Annotated in this window: 16 protein-coding genes; 4 read left to right on the plus strand and 12 right to left on the minus strand. The window is 37.2% G+C overall.

The genetic code is table 11. The features are described 5' to 3' along the window. Positions 1 to 25 precede the first annotated feature (25 nt). From A9996_RS04405 to A9996_RS04440, 8 genes are all read right to left on the minus strand, one after another. Positions 26 to 1522, minus strand: a complete 1497-nt coding sequence (locus A9996_RS04405; protein WP_066431372.1) for a PH domain-containing protein — start codon at positions 1520 to 1522, stop codon at positions 26 to 28. Beyond that, positions 1509 to 2024, minus strand: coding sequence for a PH domain-containing protein (locus A9996_RS04410; protein ID WP_083993841.1), 516 nt, complete (start codon positions 2022 to 2024; stop codon positions 1509 to 1511). Before A9996_RS04410 ends, A9996_RS04405 begins: the two co-directional genes overlap by 14 nt. Before the next feature lie 31 nt (positions 2025 to 2055). Beyond that, on the minus strand, positions 2056 to 2271 hold the full coding sequence (locus A9996_RS04415) for a hypothetical protein (protein WP_146608917.1): 216 nt from the start codon (positions 2269 to 2271) through the stop codon (positions 2056 to 2058). Beyond that, entirely contained in the window at positions 2255 to 3046 is a 792-nt protein-coding gene (locus A9996_RS04420; protein ID WP_066431379.1) for a (Fe-S)-binding protein, read from the minus strand. The genes A9996_RS04415 and A9996_RS04420 overlap by 17 nt, the downstream gene beginning before the upstream one ends. 58 nt (positions 3047 to 3104) lie before the next feature. Beyond that, complete coding sequence (locus A9996_RS04425) at positions 3105 to 3551, minus strand: HAD family hydrolase (protein ID WP_066431381.1); 447 nt, start codon at positions 3549 to 3551, stop codon at positions 3105 to 3107. A gap of 217 nt (positions 3552 to 3768) precedes the next feature. Beyond that, positions 3769 to 5091, minus strand: coding sequence for a 4Fe-4S dicluster domain-containing protein (locus A9996_RS04430; protein ID WP_066431383.1), 1323 nt, complete (start codon positions 5089 to 5091; stop codon positions 3769 to 3771). 10 nt (positions 5092 to 5101) lie between these two features. Then, complete coding sequence (locus tag A9996_RS04435) at positions 5102 to 6094, minus strand: MlaD family protein (RefSeq protein WP_066431384.1); 993 nt, start codon at positions 6092 to 6094, stop codon at positions 5102 to 5104. Between the two features lie 53 nt (positions 6095 to 6147). Further along, complete coding sequence (locus A9996_RS04440) at positions 6148 to 7293, minus strand: N-acetylmuramoyl-L-alanine amidase family protein (protein WP_066431390.1); 1146 nt, start codon at positions 7291 to 7293, stop codon at positions 6148 to 6150. An 87-nt stretch (positions 7294 to 7380) separates the two neighbouring features. Here A9996_RS04440 and A9996_RS04445 point away from each other — a divergent pair, with 87 nt between their 5' ends. Together A9996_RS04445 and A9996_RS04450 are read left to right on the plus strand one after the other, a co-directional pair. After that, complete coding sequence (locus tag A9996_RS04445; RefSeq protein WP_066431392.1) at positions 7381 to 10143, plus strand: putative LPS assembly protein LptD; 2763 nt, start codon at positions 7381 to 7383, stop codon at positions 10141 to 10143. 74 nt (positions 10144 to 10217) lie between these two features. Next, entirely contained in the window at positions 10218 to 10598 is a 381-nt protein-coding gene (locus tag A9996_RS04450) for a Rid family detoxifying hydrolase (RefSeq protein ID WP_066431394.1), read from the plus strand. Between the two features lie 87 nt (positions 10599 to 10685). Here the strand turns inward: A9996_RS04450 and A9996_RS04455 are convergent, their stop codons facing one another. The 4 genes from A9996_RS04455 to A9996_RS04470 form a co-directional block, all read right to left on the minus strand. Further along, positions 10686 to 11546 (minus strand): N-acetylglucosamine kinase, encoded by an 861-nt coding sequence (locus A9996_RS04455; protein WP_066431397.1) that lies wholly within the window; start codon positions 11544 to 11546, stop codon positions 10686 to 10688. A 77-nt stretch (positions 11547 to 11623) separates the two neighbouring features. Further along, positions 11624 to 12625: a type I glyceraldehyde-3-phosphate dehydrogenase gene (gene gap, locus A9996_RS04460; RefSeq protein WP_066431400.1), complete on the minus strand. Its 1002-nt coding sequence runs from the start codon at positions 12623 to 12625 to the stop codon at positions 11624 to 11626. Positions 12626 to 12705: 80 nt separating this feature from the next. Next, positions 12706 to 13692, minus strand: coding sequence for a 6-phosphofructokinase (pfkA, locus tag A9996_RS04465; protein WP_066431402.1), 987 nt, complete (start codon positions 13690 to 13692; stop codon positions 12706 to 12708). Between the two features lie 148 nt (positions 13693 to 13840). Continuing rightward, positions 13841 to 18232, minus strand: a complete 4392-nt coding sequence (locus A9996_RS04470; protein WP_066431405.1) for a translocation/assembly module TamB domain-containing protein — start codon at positions 18230 to 18232, stop codon at positions 13841 to 13843. Positions 18233 to 18340: 108 nt separating this feature from the next. Here A9996_RS04470 and tsaD point away from each other — a divergent pair, with 108 nt between their 5' ends. Together tsaD and A9996_RS04480 are read left to right on the plus strand one after the other, a co-directional pair. Beyond that, positions 18341 to 19363, plus strand: a complete 1023-nt coding sequence (tsaD, locus tag A9996_RS04475) for a tRNA (adenosine(37)-N6)-threonylcarbamoyltransferase complex transferase subunit TsaD (protein WP_066431407.1) — start codon at positions 18341 to 18343, stop codon at positions 19361 to 19363. Between the two features lie 21 nt (positions 19364 to 19384). Next, a complete protein-coding gene (locus A9996_RS04480; protein WP_066431409.1) occupies positions 19385 to 20092 on the plus strand; it encodes a 16S rRNA (uracil(1498)-N(3))-methyltransferase in 708 nt (235 codons plus the stop codon). The last annotated feature ends 166 nt before the right edge of the window (positions 20093 to 20258 follow it).

Raw genomic sequence — 20258 nt, forward strand, 5'->3', positions numbered from 1 at the left:
TTTTTCTGACTACAAAAGTACACTTTTACATCCAATTCTTATCTTGGGATTCAATCTTAAATAACAGATAATCATAGATGGATCTGGCGTCATGTTCTTTAATGTATGGAATTTTAACCTGCTCTGATGCCGTAGCGATGTAAACGGACGCGATATTTTTTTGTTTCTGAAAAATGCTCTGTTTCAACTCTACTGATTGAATTTTGTGGAGTTCGCTGATATTCCGTAACCGATCAATAAATCCGCTAGTGATGGTGAGATAGGTATCGGTAATTTGGTAGCTGGCCTTTTTATAGGTGTAATGGACAAATAAAACTATCCACGTTATACTAATGAAATTAATGAGCCAAAAGTAGGCTCCAAATACAAAAAAAGCAGGAATATTAACCAGAGCGCCAATACCAATGGAGCGCCACATTAGCAAACGTTTGTAATACCTATCGGGTTTTTGGTACACTCCTTCATCATTATAATCCTTAAAAAATTTTTGGACCAAGTGAGAAACCTGATCTTTTTCTAGAGCTACAATCTTAAAGTTTTTCTGTTGTTTTTTATTGACCATCGCCTGTTTGATGGACAGGGTGTGCAACCCCAAATACCTTTTAAGGCGGTTGGTTTTAATGACTAGATTTTGGATCTTTGCTGGTGTTAAAGTCAATGACACTTTGTTAAACAGCCCTTTATTGATCTCAATGGTGTCTTCATTTTCAATCACTTCCAGATTATAATTAGAAACAAATGTTTTGATCACCGAAAACAGCATCGAAATAAGGATAGCAAGAGCGACAATGAGCAGGTTGGCCAAAATAAAATTGAGGATATTGCCAGTTTCAAACTCTACAGAAGATTCTAGTCGATCTTCAAGATTGAGATCTTGAACGTATTTGCCAAATTCACTATACAATCCAAATACAAAGGAAACGATGATCAAAAAACTTTGGATATGACTTTGTGACAGGCCTTCCAATAACAAGCGTTTCACTGAAGCCTTAAAAAACACGGTGGTCTGCATTTGTTTTTCATCAAGTTCCAAATCAACAAGGTGATTCTTACTGAACAATTGCTGTTTGAGATCAAGAGCAGTTTCACGATCAAGAGCATTGATTTCAATTTCAGCCTTGTCATCTCCTGCGGTTTCGATGTTTAGCGAAACGACATTGATAAGTTGCTGAATAAAATTTTGCTTAACGTAGACATTCTGGATCTTTGACTTCGGAATGATTGTGGTGTCCTTATTTATGATACCTGTGGATAAGTGAAACTCATCTGTATCCAAATAAAATTTAAAATTTCGAAATTTGAGAATCGCTAACACCAGAATCACTATAAAAATACTCAGAATGATAAGTGTGATGTGTGTGGTGGATAAAAATGCAAGTGATTTATTTTTAGATATCGATAGCCCATACACCAAAAAAAGGCCAAAGAAATTCCTGATAAACTTGTACGAATTGAGTGCGAAGATAACGAGAATCCCTTTTGACGATTGCCGTGTTGGCTTTGAAAAATCAGTTAGTTCCATTGACCTTTCCACTTAAAAAGTCATTGATTTGCTTTGCCTCATCGTAGTTTAAACCATCAATGCTCAAATCAATTCCAGATTCTCCTGCGGTAAAAATCTTCAGGGTCGCCAGGTTAAATTTTCGAGCTAACCAACTTCTGGAAATCTCTAAATGCTGGATCCGTGAAATTGGCACCGCAGAAATTGAATTCACCAATAAGCCTTTTGAATAAATAACATCCTGCTCTCTAATGGCATATTTGCGCTTTTTAAAGGCTAATACAGTGATGACGACATCAATTATGCAAACTAACACAACACCCCATAGGACATACCAGAATACCAAATGGAAATTTACAGCTTCGACCATAAATTTGGCAATGATCAATGCTGAAAACAGAAGGCTATAGAATAAGCTTCTGTTAAGAACAATAATTTTAAGATATCGTTTTGAAATAGGTTTAAAGACTATATCATCAATGGTGGGCAAAGTCTCTAAGTCAATTTGCTGATTGGTGAACATAGGCACTTTGAGTGTTTTTTTTAAAGGCGTATTATTTTTTGTTGTGTTTCTTTAAATTTCTATAGGTTAAAAACCCATACATAACTACGGCAAACGGGAAATAAAATGCCAATCGTTGCCAACTAAATTCACGACCCAAGATATAGTCAACAAATAATATCACGACACAAAATATAGTTCCACCAACAAGTGCTGCAACAATCACTCTCTTTTTACTGACTTCTGGCATGTTATAGATCTTGTGCATTTGCTATCAACTCTGCAATATCCATGACGGCAATTTCAGATTCTTTATCCTTGGCCTTAACACCATCCGTCATCATGGTATTGCAAAAAGGGCAGCCTGCAGCAATAATTTCAGGTTTCACGTCAATGGCTTGCTCAGTGCGTGCCACATTTATTTCTTTATTACCAGGTTCAGCATCTTTAAACATTTGGGCACCACCGGCACCACAGCAGAGTCCGCGCGATTTGCAACTTTTCATTTCCACCAGCTCCGCATCCAATTTGCGGATAAGCTCTCTTGGTGCTTCATAAATATCATTGCCACGACCTAAATAACACGGGTCATGAAAAGTAATGCGCTTGCCTTTAAATTGACCGCCTTCAATGGTAAGGCGTCCTTCATCTAAAAGAGATTTAAGAAATTGGGTATGATGCATTACTTGGTAACTGCCACCAAGTCCTGGGTATTCATTTTTTATCGTATTGAAACAATGCGGACAGGCCGTAACGATTTTCTTAATTTCATAAGCATTAAGCACCTCAATGTTGGTGACGGCCTGCATTTGAAAAAGAAATTCATTGCCCGCGCGTTTGGCAGGATCTCCTGTACAGCTTTCTTCAGTCCCTAAAACAGCAAAATCGACATTGGCCCTATGTAGTAGCTTTACAAAAGCTTTGGTTACTTTCTTCGCTCTGTCATCAAAACTTCCCATGCAACCCACCCAAAAAAGTACTTCGGGTTGTTTTCCTTCTGCCAGATATTCTGCCATCGTTGGCACTTTCAATGTGTTACTCATATATAATGGTTTGAGGTTTGAGTTCTATAACTTGAAACTCAAACCTTTTTAAACGTTATTAGTCGTGTTGACCATCATCAAAAACCTGAATGGTCACATTTTTGTCTACAAGATCTGTGAACTTCCCTTTATAGCGTGTTGCTTTTACCAAATGGTTATCAATCCAGTGGTAATTACCACCTCTTGGTTTGCCCATAAGCAGGGTGTGGTATTTGAAACCGTGTTTCTTTAACCACGTTTCTGTATACCCTCGATGCTCTTCCATACGAGAGGTAAAGAAACAGATCATATGGCCTTCTTTAAACCATTTATTACAGGTGATCAATGCATCTGGATAAACTTCTGCCGTGAGCATGCGTTCTGGTTCTTCATTTGGGATGTCATCGCAAATGGTACCATCAATATCTATTAAGTAATTCTTAACGCCTTTAGGAAGCACAGGACTTACCTTTTCTCCTTTTTCTACTTTGTCATGTAAAAACTTGTCTGCCTCTTCTCTTTTCATAAATTTTCACCCTTTTGAACGTCGGGATTTTTTTTATTAATTATACACTTGACTTAAAAAATTCAAGCTTAAAACTAATATTATTCTTTTAAATGACCCTTGATAGTGCCTTTATTATAATCTTTTTCAAGAATACGCAATAATTAAAGTCTTCTGTAACATTAAGTTCAATTATTGGATTGATTTTCAACACATCTTGAAAAGGCAATTTCGAAACCTATTCGTTTTTCCAGTTCAATCTATCCATTTGATTGTAAGGCCAAGGTGCGCCATTATTTTCAACATTTGTCATCATGTTATTCAGTTCCAAGGGTGCTGCAGATTGCTCCATCACCAAATAGCGGCGCATCTCCATAATAATAGATAAGGGGTCAATACTCACAGGACAGGCCTCAACACAGGCATTGCAAGTGGTACAGGCCCAAAGCTCTTCTTTGGTAATATAATCATTCAACAATTGTTTGCCATCATCTTTGAACGTACCACCGTTGGCGTCAATATTTTTTCCTACTTCTTCAAGACGGTCTCTAGTATCCATCATGATTTTACGAGGCGATAATTTTTTACCGGTTTGGTTGGCAGGGCATTCACTGGTGCATCGTCCGCATTCCGTACAGGTATAGGCATTGAGTAATTGTACCCAACTCAAATCTTGAACATCACTAGCTCCAAATTTTGCAGGTGCTTCTGTATTTTCTGGTTGGGCGGCAAAAGGATCAATGTTTGGATCCATCATCATTTTGACCTCATTGGTCACGGATTCCAAATTATCAAATTCTCCTTGTGGTTCTACTCTTCCAAAATAAGTGTTTGGAAATGCCAAAAGAATATGCAAATGCTTGGAGAAATAAAGGTAATTTAAGAATGCCAAAATACCTAAGATATGCAACCACCAAGCACCACGTTCAATGATGTGAATGGTACTTTCTGAAAATCCGTTAAATAAAGGCGCAATAAACTGACTGATCACATTGCCACTGTTCATGGCTTGAAATTTTAGGTCGGTAGCATTCATAACCAGAAACAATACCATGAGCACCATTTCAATATAGAGAATATAGTTGGCATCATTTTTTGGCCAACTCGTCATTTCATTGGCCCAAAACCGTTTGATTTTTAAGGTGTTCCGTCGCAACCAAAAGACAACCACAGAAACAAACACAAGTGTGGCGAGGATTTCAAAGCTCGCAATCAGAAAACCATAGACTGATTGAGGTAATATGGATAGAAACACTCGATGGTCTTCATAGAGTATGCCAGCAAATAAACCATCAATAATGATTTCTAAAACTTCAATATTAATAATAATGAAGCCTAAATAAACGATGACATGCAGAAAACCAGAAATAGGTCTTTTTACCATTTTGCTTTGGCCTAGCGCAATCTTTGCCATGTTTTTCCAACGCTGTGGCTTGTGATCATTGGCATCAACATCATGACCTAATTTAATATTGCGGATTAGCTTTTTTACATTTTTTGCAAAATAACCAATGCCAACAATGAGTGCTATGGCAAAAAGGATATTTGGAATGTAATTCATTATACGTTGGTTAGTTATTTTCTAGTTCTACTTGAATTTCTTCTGGTTGTGATTTTACATCTTCAATGATGTTACCTTCAGCATCAAACTGCTTTGCTTTTTTTCCGAAGACCGAAAAATGGACGTAACGTTTTGGATTCAACTTAACGTCTTGGAGCAGTTGTTCCAATTGTAAGGAGGCCATTTCAAGATTTGTATATAATTGATCGTCATTGAGCATTTTGCCAAGGGTGCCTTTGCCATCCTTAACACTTGCCAACAAATCATTGACTTCTTGAAGTGTATTATCCAGACTTGCGAATGTTTTTGAAATTTCGACCTGCTTAAATTCTGTAGTAATCTCAGCCAGGTTGCCAGATAAGGTATCAAAATTACCGATTGCAGAGGTTAAGGCAGCATCATTTTTAACCACCAAAGTACTCATGGCATTCGATACGGATCTAAAGGAGATAATAGTTTTGTTTAGTTCTGCAATGGCAGACCTCAAACCATCCTCGTTTTCATTAATGATTAACGTATTGAAATTGCTCATTAATGAATCGGCGGTTTTTAAGGTCACACCCAAGTTACTGCTGATTCCTGAAAAGTTTTTGGTTAAGCTTGTGATAAGGCCTTCTTCAATTTCAGATTCCAAAAATTCACCATCTTCAGCAAGTTCTGGTCCAGGCATTGGAATAATTGCCAAGGCATTTCCACCCATAAGGCCTGTTTCATACATGCGAATTTTACTGTTTGTTGAAAACTTGACGTTTTCAGTAACCACAATCGTCACAATTGTTTTGCCCGTAAGGTCGTCATAAGATATTTCTTCAACCTTACCTATTTTGTTCCCTTTAATAGTTACTATAGATGATGTACTCAACGCGTTGTAATCAAATTGTGTTTGGTAGCGATTATGCTCATTTAAGATGTTGATACCTTTCAAATAATTAATCGTAAAAACCATAAGTAATATCCCTGATATTACTAAAATGGCTGTTTTAACTTCTCTTGATATTTTCAAAGTCCTTGAGATTTAGTTGCACAAAATTAGGTATAAATATATTAAGAATCTTTTTAATTAGAGGGAGATTTTAGAACCTCAGAGACCTCCACACGCTTGCCATTTTGATAGGCAACAACAAAAGCGGAAGGATAGCCTTTGCTCTTTGCAACCTCTGCAAGATCTTTAACCTCATTATAATCAGAAGTATGGCCGTAGAAATATTTAAAATACTTACCCTCCTTTTCTCTTGAAATATCCTGCAACCCTTTAAAATTAAAAGATTTTGGCTCAATTTTATTTGAACTGGCCGCTAATTGTACTTTAAAAATAGTATTCAGATAAACAGCTTTAGTAGATTCTTTAGGCTTAATCTCTTGATCAACAGCTTCTTTAATCATTTCAGTATTAGCCACTTCTTTGTAAATATTTTGTCCTACATTTCTATCTAAGATCATTTTATAATCCATAATTCCTTTGTAAATGGACAAGGACATTTCGTTTTGTCCTTTGGTAGAATTGAGATAAGAACCCTCTGATTTATAAGTTAAAAATCCAGTTTCTACTAAAACACTAGGCATATACGTATTGTGCAACACCCAAAAACCTGCTTGTTTAACGCCCCTATCATTTCGCTTCAAAGAACTGGTAAAATTATCCTGAACCAATCGCGCCAATTGTGTGCTTTGATCTAGATAATCTTCTTGCATTAAGGTGAGACCTATAAAAGATTCCGGAGAATTGGGATCAAAACCATCATAATGGGATTTGTAATCATCCTCCAAGAAAATTACCTCATTTTCCTTTTTGGCAATTTCAAAGTTTTGCTGATTGGCATGTAAACCCAAAACAAAAGTTTCAGCACCATGGGCACTTGAGTGGTGAGCGTTGCAATGGACAGAAACGAATAAATCAGCATCAGCATCGTTCGCTATTTTTGCCCGCCCTCTAAGAGTTACAAAAACATCAGTTTTACGGGTGTAAATCACTTTAATATCAGGATGCTTCTCTAAGGCCTTCCCTACTGTTAAAACAATATTAAGTGCGATTTCTTTTTCCTTGTAACCGTTTCCCGTATTTCCTGGGTCATGGCCACCATGTCCAGCATCAAGAACGACTACAAATTTGCCCTTGTTTTTCTGAAAGGGATGTGCAGTTGTAATAAAACCAGCAAATAAAAGGATATGTAATACGAATATGTAATGAAGGTGCGTTCTCATAAAGGCTTTAACGAATAAAAAACTCGGTTTATTTTAATTTGAAATTTTAAATGAATAATAATCAATCACAAAAAAATATATGTAATTTTGACTTTTCAAAAACCGAGCCATACTTTTACAAAAATACACTTAAAAGCATTGCAGACAAACAGCTTTAATATTCTTTTTTCCCTGAGTTTTACAGTGTTTATTAACACTTTGGGGTTCTCTCAAGAAATCCCTAAAACCCAAACTCCCATATTGCCAAAAACAGAAAATGATACGATGAGGGTTACTATTGATGTTGACTCTCTATTAAAGCCCACCGTCAATCTTAAGGAAACCGATAGCACATTACAAGACACACTCCCCAAAAAAAAAGAATTTCTAACTGATGTAGTCAACTATAAGGCATTAGGCTATGTGACTCTCAACCAAAGGTTAAAACAGACCACCCTGTATGATGAAGCTGAAGTAAATTATCAGGATATGGAAATTAAGGCTGGCATAATTGTCATTGACCATAACAAAAATTTGGTGTATGCCGGACGATTAAAAGATTCAGCGGGTGTCTATTCTCAAGCGCCTACTTTTAAACAAGGCGCTAATTTAGTAGAACCAGATTCTATTATTTTCAATACAGAAACCAAAAAAGCCCTGATTTTTAATTCGAGGACTGAACAAAGTGGTGGCTATATCATTGCTGATGTGACCAAAAAGGAAAATGATTCTGTCTATTTTATCAATCGCGGAAAGTTTACGACCTCTGAAAATAAAGATGATCCAGAGTTTTACTTTTTAATGCGCAAGGCTAAAATTGTTCCCAATAAAAAAGTGGTAACAGGCTTGACCAATATGTATATCTATAATGTTCCTACACCCATTGGCTTGCCTTTTGCTTTTTTTCCATTGACAAAAAAGCAGACTTCAGGCATCCTTTTTCCTACGTTTGGTCAGGACAGTAGGCGTGGTTACAACCTTCAAAATGGAGGATATTATTTTGCCATTAGTGATTATGTGGATTTGGCGGTTTATGGTGATTATTATACTAATGGTAGCTACGGATTGCGCACGGAAAGCAGCTATGCCGTACGTTATAAATTTAGAGGAAATTTTGGCTTCAGGTACGAGAATTTAATTAATGAAGAACGCGGTTTTCCAAATTACTCTAAGACCTCTATTTATAATCTCAGATGGTCACACTCCCAAGATTCAAAGGCGAATCCAAGTTCACGATTCTCAGCTTCTGTCAATTTAGGGAGTAGTAAATATTATCAAGAATCTGTCAATCAAATCAACGCGTCCAATTTCTTGAATAACACGTTGTCATCGTCAGTGTCCTATGCCAAGTCATTTACAGGTGAGCCACAGGTCAACCTGAGTGTTACCGCTACCCACTCACAAAATACCAGGACGCAACAAATTGACATGACCTTACCTACTTTTCAAGGAAGTGTGAGTAGGATCTTCCCTTTTGCACCAAAAATCGGGACCAAAAAAGGAATTATTGATAATATCAATTTTCAATATAATGTCAATGCCCAAAATAAGATCAACACTACCGATTCTCTCTTTTTTACTAAAGAAATGTTCGATGATGCCAGGGTTGGCGTACAACAAAGCATTCCCATCTCAACAAACTTCAAAGTGTTTAAGCATTTTAGTGTGAGCGCAAGCACCAATTTTCAAGAAAACTGGACGCTCAATACGATTCGTAAATATTATGATGACGAGGAAAATAAAATATTAAAACAAGATTTAAGTGGCTTTGATAGCTTTAGGACTTATAATTTCAGTACAAGTATTGGAACCACCATTTACGGGATGTTCAATTTTGAAAAGAAAGGACAGGATGCGACGATTAAAGCAATCAGGCATATCATGAGGCCTTCCATAAGTTATAACATTAACCCTTCCTTTGATGAATATTATGATTCCTTTGATTATATCACTGCGAATGGCGATCTAACAAGAGCAGAATACAGCCGATTTGAAGAATCCATTTATGGCTCACCAAACAAAAACTTTTCAAGCTCATTGGGCCTGAACTTAGGAAATAATCTTGAAGCCAAGGTAAGAGATCGGGATTCTACAAAAACAGAACCCAAAAAAATCATTTTATTGAACAACCTTAATTTCTCAACCTCCTATAATTTTGCGGGTGATTCGTTACAATGGAGTCCCGTAAGAGTTTCTGGTGGTACGCAACTGTTTGATAATAAAATGAGTGTTAATTTTGGGATGACCTTAGATCCTTACGCACTTGATAATAACAATAGACGTGTAGACCGATTTAATGTCAACAATGGTGGTAGTCCGTTTAGATTGACCTCGGCAAGTTTAAATGTAAGCTACTCCTTGAGTAGTGATAGTTTTTCTGGAGAAAAAGAAGTAGATCAGGATGCTATTGACGAATCTGTAAGAAGTGGTGGACGTGCGGATGATCTTTTTGGGGAACCGCAGAATTTTGCCAATCAACGCTTAGGCGATGAAGAGCGTGATAATGAAAAAGAGATGGACTCTGAGTTTTATAAATTCACCATTCCCTGGAGTTTACGTTTAGCCTATGCTGTTAATTATTCCAACAGTTCACGACAAAACGAGATTTCATCAAATTCCCTGATGTTTTCTGGAGATGTAGATTTATCGCCACGGTGGACAGTTGGGGTGTCTTCAGGTTATGATTTCAAGAATCAAGGTTTTACGTATACACAATTGCGTTTTGAGCGCGATTTGATGAGCTGGAAGATGAACTTTAGTTGGATTCCATTCAGTCAACGTGCTTCATGGAACTTCTTTATTGGGATCAAATCAGGCTTGTTGAAGGATATCAAATACGATAAGCAACGTGAACCTGATCAAAGATTATAGTTGAAATTAAAAAAAAACTAAAAAGCTAAATTCCAAATTCTAAATTCCAAATTCCAAAAAAGTATAAAATCGTCATGAAAAAAATCATTAACACACCCAATGCTCCTGCTCCTATTGGCCCCTATAATCAGGCCGTTTTAACTGGAAATACGCTATATACTTCGGGACAAATTGCTTTTGACCCAAAGACAAATGCATTGGTACTTGATACCATTGTGGCTGAAACCAGGCAAGTCATGGAAAACCTGAAGGCTGTTTTAGCTGCTGCAGATATGACTTTTGAAAACGTTATTAAGGCTTCAATTTTTATTAGTGACATGAATAACTTCGGACAAATTAACGACGTTTATGCCACCTATTTTGATGCCGATACAGCGCCCGCAAGAGAAACGGTAGAAGTTGCCAACCTGCCAAAGTTTGTGAATGTTGAGATTAGTATGATTGCGGTAAAGTAAATCAAAATTTCAAAATCTGAATAAAAAAAGCAGTGTTCATACGTTGAGAACACTGCTTTTTGTTTTACCAATTATTTTAAATCTTGCTTACAATTTCTTTGTGTGGTAGGCCACTAAGCCTTCAATAGGGCGACGGACAAAATTTCCTGTCGTAAATCCCATTTCTTTGGCGACTTCCTTAATCTGATCTTTAGCAAAAAATGCAATTGAGCCCGCAAAATGGACCGGTACTTTTTCTACCTCATTTTTAAACTGAAAAATCATGTTTTTTGCAAACAATCTAATGCCTTCTTTAATCATATTTTGAATATAAGTAGAATCTACGTTCAAGAACATAAATTCGGCAAAATTTGCCAAATACGCATTAGGACTCGGTTGCTTATAAAGGTTGAATTTAATAAAATCAGCATCCATATTATACTTATCGGCAAAAGATACTCTGATGGTTTCTGGCATATGATTAAAGTAATAATCACGCACCATCTGTTTGCCAAAATAGTTACCCGAAGCATCGTCCATTAAAGTATATCCCAATGATTGCACACGCTGGTGTAGACGGGTCCCATCATAATAACTACAGTTAGAGCCTGTACCCAAAATGCACACAATGGCAGCCTCATCATCCTGATTGATCGTAGCTCTTACGGCGGCCATCGTATCTTCAGTGACTTCAACTTCTGCGTTTACGAAAATGTCTTCCAACACACGTTTTAAAAGCAATCTCGGATTTTCAGTACCGCAACCTGCACCATAAAAGAAGATATGAGTAACGTCGCGTTTGTTCTTCATCAATTCTTCACTCTTTCGGATAATTTTATAAAGCTTCTTTTCCTTAAGAATTTCAGGATTCAAACCACTGGTTCGAATTTTCTCCTGGATTTGTTCGCCATTATTGTCTACTGAAATCCAATCGCATTTTGTAGAACCACTGTCAACTATTAATATCATGTGTATGTAGGATAAAAAATCCGTAGAACTCCAAGCTGTCTAAAACAGCAAAAGTTATACGGATTTTATGGAGTTACTTATTTAGAGTGAATGTGTTGTGCCAATTCAACCAATTTGGTAGAATATGCAAATTCGTTATCATACCAGCCCACAAGTTTGAAGAATCTTGAATTCAATTCAATTGCAGCATCAGCATCAAAAACACAAGTTCTTGTTTCTCCCACAAAATCTTGGGAAACTACCAATTCTTCAGTATAGCCAAGTATACCTTTCATCTCTCCTTCTGAAGCATCCTTAAATGCTTTCTTAATGGCTTCCAAAGATGTTTCTTTAACTGTTCTCACAGTTAAATCTACCACAGATACATCAGCAGTAGGAACTCGAAAGGCCATACCTGTCAGTTTTCCGTCAAGTTTAGGAATCACTTTACCAACAGCTTTTGCAGCTCCAGTTGATGCAGGGATAATATTCAGTAAGGCACTTCTTCCACCTCTATAATCTTTATTGGATGGTCCGTCAACCGTTAACTGCGTGGCGGTGGTTGCATGAATGGTTGTCATCAAGGCCTCTTCAATACCAAAATTGTCATCAACAATTTTTGCCATTGGTGCCAAACAGTTGGTGGTACAAGATGCGTTAGACACGATTTTGTCTGACGCTTTTACATCTTTATGGTTAACGCCCATTACAAACATTGGGGCATCTTTACTTGGTGCAGAAATCACAACTTTTTTGGCACCTGCTTCAATATGATAATGAGCAGATTCCATAGTGGTGAAAATTCCGGTACAATCAGCAACAACGTCTGCTTCTACTTCATCCCATTTTAAGTTACGTGGATCTTTTTCGGCAGTCACACGAACGGTTTTACCATTCACAACTAAATGGCCATCCTTGACTTCAATAGTGCCGTCAAATCTCCCATGCACTGAATCATATTTTAATAAATATGCTAAGTGTTCTACTTCCAACAAATCATTGATTGCTACAACATCTACATCTGGTTTATTTAGTGTTGCTCTAAATACGATTCTTCCAATTCTTCCAAAACCGTTTATTCCTAATTTTAAATTTGCCATCTTCTTTCTATTATTTATTAGTATTATTTATTTCTTATTATCATTAATCTTCAACATTGAAAATTGTGAACCTTAAATTTTTAAGTAGACATGATCTCTGACACGCGTAATAATTCTCTGTCAATTTGCGATTTTCCTTTCACGGCTTGTTCCAATGGGGTCAACGTCACTTTGTCGTTAATCAGTCCAACCATATAATTTGTTTTACCTTCCAGCAAACTTTCTACAGCTTTAACCCCCATTCTACTGGCCAAAACTCTATCAAAACACGACGGAGAACCACCGCGCTGCATATGGCCCAAAACAGAAACCCTAACATCATACTCGTCCAAATTGGCCTCTACATAATCTTTAAGCTCAAAAACGTTTTTGCCAATCTTGTCACCTTCGGCAACTACCACAATACTAGACGATTTCCCAGACCGCTTGCTGCGTTGCAGGGATTCTAAAAGACGTTCAAGACCCATATTTTCTTCAGGAATCAAGATCTCTTCGGCCCCAGCGCCAACGCCAGCATTCAAAGCAATATGGCCAACATCACGCCCCATAACTTCTACAAAAAATAGACGGTTGTGAGAGCTTGCCGTATCTCTAATTTTATCGATGCATCCTACCACCGTATTCAAGGCCGTATCAAAACCAAGGGTATGGGTAGTCCCGAAAATATCATTATCAATAGTTCCTGGGATTCCAATAACCGGAAAATTGTATTCTTGGTTGAACACAAGTCCGCCATTAAAGGTGCCATCGCCGCCAATAACTACAAGTGCCTCTATATTGGCCTCTTTAAGTTTTTGATGTGCAATTGCTCGTCCTTCAGATGTTCTGAATTCTTTTGAACGGGCTGATTTGAGGACGGTCCCGCCCTTGTTGATAATGTCTTTCACGCTACGTGCATCCATAGACTTAAAATCACCTTCCATCATCCCTTCATAGCCGCGATAGATACCAACACATTCAACATTATGGTAAGCGCAGGTTCTAACTACGGAACGAATGGCTGCATTCATCCCAGGAGAGTCGCCTCCAGAAGTCATTACCCCAATTTTTTTTATGCTCTTTGACATTTATATTTTTGTTAGAATAGTAAAACTACTAAACAAATACTATAATTATGGTAGGAATTAGCATATTTTGACGAATCGATTAAAATTCAATCGTTTTCGTTAATAACTAAGGCGATTTAATTAAGAAAGAATGACTACAATTTTCGATTCAATCCTTTTGACCTTTCATTTTAATATACTCAGATAGTGGATCTTCTTCCTTTATCGCCACTTTCTCTTCTTTCTCAACTGTTGCTTCCTTTTTGTTTTTTCCTGAAAAAATAATTCTGAGCAGTTCTCTGAATGTATCAAATTCCACATTATAAGTCAACCCAACACCTTGTGTATAGCCAATTTCTTCACCAAAATTTCGGATGTTATTTTCTCTGTTGAAAAATTTTGCAGATAAGGTGCCATCTTCGTTTAATAACAATTCTATTTCGGCATCTCCAGCAATCACCGTCTCATTAACTCCACCAATGGGAACCCCTACTTTACCATTGAACAACACACGGTCGCTAATTTTGGTGCTTAAGGTTAATCCCAATCGGTCATCGGTTCGGTAATCAGGGGTTTGTTCTCCCGCTTGAAAATTCAAACCTAGTTTCAGTTTATCATCATCACTGGACAAGAGGCCGTTAAACAAACTGTTTACACGGTCTGCAATGGTGCCATATGCTTGTTGGCCCAAACTGATCTCACTTGCAAAAGAGCCCGTTGCCAATAAAAATAGCGCCTGGTTCTCTCTACTTTCTTTGGTTTCCAAACGGTATTCCAATTCTGATTTTACGGTAGAACTGGCATTGGGAAATGTGACGGCAAAATCTGGCGTAGGCTGTTCCAATTGGCCTGTCAGACTGATCTCTACATTTACGGGAATACTCCGGTTGATTGGATTGTCTAATAAAATGGAAGGGTTGGCCTCGGTTTTATAAATGGCCTTGAGGTTGATTTGGGCTTTTAAAGCATCGCCTTCCCAAATAATACTGCCACCTGGTTCTACCACAAGATCTTTTTGGATCAAGCCACCATAGGAAAAGTTGTAAATGCCTGTAAATACTGAAAAATCACCCCACATTTTAAACTTACCGTTGGTATTAATTTCAAACAGTAAGTTGCCTTCCCCACTGCCGCGTATCGTACTGCCTGAGTTTCTGTCAATCACAATTTCAATATCGGCATTTTGATTGACGTCTAAATCAAATTTAAGTTCCAGTCCTTTTACCCGAGTGTCTGTAATAAGTTCTCCTTTTAAGCGCGCTGCTTTTTCTTCAGGACTCAAAAAATGAATGTAAGTATTGTCTCCAAAACTTTCAACATCATTTAAAGGGATTTTAAAAACTGTGCCTTGGGAGGTGCTGCCATCTACTTCAATTACCAACTGATCTGTTGGGCCATAAATACTTGCGGTGCCGTTCATGAAAGCGGTTCCGTAATACAATGCATCCTCAGCATCATCAGTATTTAAGACCAATAATCGGTTGGTGTCAATATCCAATCCAAGCTTCCAATCAGAGAAGTTTTGATGAGAAAGGTATCCGTTTAGGGTGGCTTTTGAAAAGAATTCAGAATCAGTAAGCACAACGTCATTGAAAATAAAACGCTGGTCTTTTAGAGTAACCTCCGTATCAAAATCAAACGCATAATCCACATTTAAATACGGGATGGCCAACCCTGCGTTATCCAGGATCAAATCACCTTCAATTTGTGGTTTTTTTAAGTCTCCAGTTACTTGTACAACCCCTGAGGCCAAGCCTCTAATGTTATTGATCACATCTGCTCCAAAGACATTGAGCGGTTCCAAATCAAACTCATCAAAGGCAATCGTCAAATCAATATTGGAGTTATTGGCGCTAACGTCAATGTTCCCCTTTGCATCCAATGACTTTAAGTTGTCATTTTTTAGAAACAAATCTACCTGATAATTGGTGAGTGATTGATTGCCCGCGATATCTGCCTTTAAGTCGCCCAACAAATACTCATTAAACTTAAAGTTTTCAATGGTCACATTGGAATTAGGCACATACACACCATTTTGTTGAAGCACATCTAATTTGCCGTTGACAATGCCCCCAAATGAGAGGCTGTCCAGCGTTGGTGTAATTTTGTTCAGATCGACTTCCTTAAAACTAAGCTTGATGTCTTTATAGGTAGAATCCCGCAACACCCCGGCTAGCAGTATTTCTGCATCTTGATGACTAAATAGTACGTCAGAAATATTAAATTCCTTAAAATCTCTATCAAAAGCGACTTTATTCAATTGGTTTTTCTGCTCGTTAATAAACCAATTGTTGTCTTTTATGGTCACATCAGACTTTTTAAAGCCGACAACCGATTTGTTGTCCTCATCAATAGTATAAAACAAACTTAAATTGAATTGGTCTTTATTTTGTTTCCCACCCTCAAATTCAGATTTGATAAACAAGGTATCTCTAACAGTAACATTGATCAGGCTGAATTTTGAGATATTATAAAAATTGGTATTGATGGAGTCAATTTCTATAAACGTATTAAACAGCGGATTGCTATTATCAATGTTGATCTGAATGTCATTGGCAAAATAATCCAGCAATTTAATTTGAGGCGAATTAAATGTCAAATTGAACCCGCTTTGGTCACTTTCAACACGTCCCTTAATAAAGGTGTTTTTACCAAGTTCCAAATCGGGATAGAAAACCTCTACAATTTTGTTGTAAATGGTAAAGTTGAAATCAAGATATTGTTCTGTTAAAACTTTACGCGGCACATAATTGGTATAGATACTACCAATGGAGTTTTCGACCAGTTTTCCAATATCATTGAATTTGAAAACGCCACTCACCGTGCCTTCAACTATGTCAGGAGAATTGATTTCTATAATACGCTCAGCATCATTAAAACGTGAGGTAATCTCGAAGTCTTCAAAATAGTAATAATCGTTTTCATTGATATACGTGGTATTTTTAAAGGTCAACGCTCCATAGGCATCGTCAAGATTTGAACCATTCATGTCTATAAATATGGTCCCCATAAAAACTGAAATGCTATCCTTCTTTGCAAAATTTAATTCTTTAAGATTGGCGTACTCCACTTCCGCAGTAAAATTTAAGGAACTGACTTTTTTTGACATGTCAGCCAAACCATTAAATCTAAACTTGAAATTTTCATCGTTGGAAACTAAGTTTCCATTAAACACTTTATTCCCTAATTGCCCAGCAACGTCAATATTTTGGTAATTATAATTATTGTAATTGATGCTAAAAATTTGGCCGTTAACATTGGTTTTTAATTTTTCAAGTGTGAACCCTTTTCCATCCACATCCAGGTCAAAGTTTGTTTCCTTTACATTGGGATCATTCAGTAGCTGTCCGATATCGAAATTTTCAAAAACAATATTTCCTCTATAGCTCGCATTATCAATATCATCAAAGCGCAATAAGTTTAAATTGGAATCAATATGGCCAAGTGCAGTGTTTATACTTAAATCTGCGAAAATATCTTTTGAGGTAATTTTTGCCTTCCCGTAAATTGTAAAGCCTCCCAGTTTGGAAAAAATACTAGGTATAGACGCTCCTAAAACATTGGGCATTAACGATTTTAAATCATAATAATTGGAAGATAGATTACTGAAATCACCATCCATTGAAAATGTGTTAGTTTCAGTATTAAGTAAATTCTTGAAATTGATATCACCATAAATTTTTGTTTGACTGCTAGTGGTGAGCCTAAGGTTATTCAAATTCAAATCATTGAGGGTACCCGTCAATCTCACATTGAACTTGGCATGGTCTTCAGCTCCAAATCCATTATAAAATGTGTTCAATTCATTGAGCATGATGTCAGAGTCCTTGAAATTGGCAATGATTTCAACTTTATTACTAAAATCCTGAAAATCTTCTCTTTTGTAATTGAAAGTCAACTCGCCATTCAAATAGGATTTTGGTGTTGTGATGGAAAGGTCTGCAAAGGTCATGTGGTCCAATGTATATTCAAAATTGGTGACCATATTTTTAATGGTCAAACCTCTGCTGTCCTTGAAAGTCAATGTATTGATACGTGCGCTTACGTCACTGCCGTTGATCAGAAAATTGGTAGCATTGAGATTTAGATGGTTAAACTCAAGAATTTTGCTCGTTTCTTTGTTGTCATTGATCATCCTAAACGTACTGCCATAAATGGACACATCACTTGAGGATAGTAGGAAACTACTTTTTTTACGAGGGTTATTTTCTGCAAACCTTGCTACAAAAACGTCGAGATTGGTTTCATTTTCACCCAAATAAGTTCTGACATTAAAGGTTAAACCTTGTACATCAATGTCTCCAAACACTAATTTGCCTTTGGATAAATTTCTATAGCTGAGTATGGAGGTGTTTAACTCTTCAATGCCAATGAGCGTATCTTTTTTGTAGTCTTCAATGTAAATGCCCTTAAGTTCCACATCGCCATTGAGCTGCAGCCCTACCTTATTGACGTAAATATGGGTGCCATAATCGTCATTGATCCGTTTGGTAACCTTTTTACCTAAATAAGTCTGAACTGGCGGAATGGAGAGGATAAGCACCAAAATGATGAAGAGCAATAGAAATATTGCTACAATTTTAGATGCTATTTTTAAAAGTTTTTTGATACGTTTTAAAAGTTATAACTTTGAGCCAAAATTAACAATTATTGTGCCTAATCTTAACTAATGGCTACACAAAATATTTATATTCTTGCTATTGAGTCTTCGTGCGATGATACCGCGGCTTCTGTAATGCTTAACGGCAAAATACTGAGCAATGTTGTGGCGGGTCAAAGTATCCATGAAGCTTATGGTGGCGTAGTGCCAGAATTGGCGTCTAGAGCGCATCAGCAAAACATTGTTCCGGTGGTCCATCAAGCTTTAAAAAAGGCAAATGTTGATAAAAAACAACTGAGTGCCATTGCCTTTACACGTGGTCCGGGGTTGATGGGTTCTTTATTGGTTGGGACTTCCTTTGCAAAATCCTTGGCTTTCGGATTGGATATCCCGCTAATTGACGTCAACCACATGCAAGCTCACATTTTGGCCCATTTTATCGATGAAGACGGATTTGAGAAGCCTCCGTTTCCGTTTTTGGCCATGACCATTTCTGGCGGACATACTCAAATTGTAAAGGTCAATTCTTACTTTGATATGGATGTTATTGGAGAAACCATTGATGATGCTGTCGGTGAAGCTTTTGATAAGAGCGGAAAAATATTGGGACTTGGGTATCCTGCCGGACCAGAAATTGACAAACGTGCAAAATTGGGAAACCCGAAGGCTTTTAAGTTTACAAAGCCTAAAGTTGAAGGACTGAATTTTAGCTTTTCGGGATTGAAGACGGCCATTCTTTATTTCATTCAAAAAGAAACCAAAGCCAATCCTGATTTTATTGAGCAACATTTGAATGATATTTGCGCTTCCATTCAATACACCATTATAGGCATTTTGATTGACAAGTTAAAGCTTGCGGTAAAAGAAACGGGAATTACCCATATCGCTATTGGCGGCGGTGTTTCAGCAAATACCGGAATTAGGCAAGCCTTGAAAAACGGAGAGGCAAAATTTGGATGGACCACCTATGTGCCAAAATTTGAATTTACGACAGATAATGCCGCAATGATTGCTATTGTTGGTTATTTGAAATATTTGGAAGGCGATTTTGCAGCGCAAAGCGTAACAGCTTCTTCCCGACTAAAAATCTAAAAATACCTGAACAACCCCATTATGCAGCTTTTTTACAACCCGACTATCAGCGAAGAAACCACACATATCTCCTTTTTAAAAGAGGAAAGCAAACATATTGTGAAAGTGCTTCGTAAAAGTGCTGGTGACCAACTTCAGATCACCAATGGAAAAGGCTGGCTTTTTAATGCTGAAATTACCACTGCAGACATAAAAAACTGTGTGGCTTCTATTCTTTCCAAATCTTTTGAACCCTCTCGGAACTATAAGATTCATTTGGCAGTAGCGCCAACCAAAATGAACGATCGTTATGAATGGTTTTTGGAGAAAGCCACGGAAATTGGTGTGGACGTCATCACACCTATTATCTGCGATCACAGTGAACGGAAGGTCATCAAAACTGACCGATTTGAGAAAATCCTGCAATCGGCCATGAAACAATCGTTGCATTATTATTTACCGGAATTACAGGAAGCTATTTCATTTTCTGATTTTATTTCCCAAGAGTTCGAAGGTCAAAAATTTATTGCGCATTGTGAAGAAACAGTTAGAGCTTCTTTTAAAAACAGTTTGCAACTCCAAAAAGATGTGCTCATTCTCATTGGTCCCGAGGGCGATTTTAGTGCAAAAGAAATTCAATTTGCCATTGACGCCCGATTTAAACCAGTCATGTTAGGAAACACCAGATTGCGTACTGAAACTGCGGCTGTTGTAGCATGTCATAGCATCGCTTTTAAAAATGAATCATAACTTTAGTTGATTTAACATAATTGATTCTTTATCAATTTATTGTGCTTAAACTAAATCACTATGACTAAAGTGCCATAGATTTTTTAAAACAGACTGAAAGTCTGTTGCATTCGTGAAATTTACAGTAAATGATTAACGACTGTATTTTCAATGAACCAATGAATTC

This window comes from Gelidibacter algens (assembly GCF_001678675.1).
Lineage (GTDB): Bacteria > Bacteroidota > Bacteroidia > Flavobacteriales > Flavobacteriaceae > Gelidibacter > Gelidibacter algens.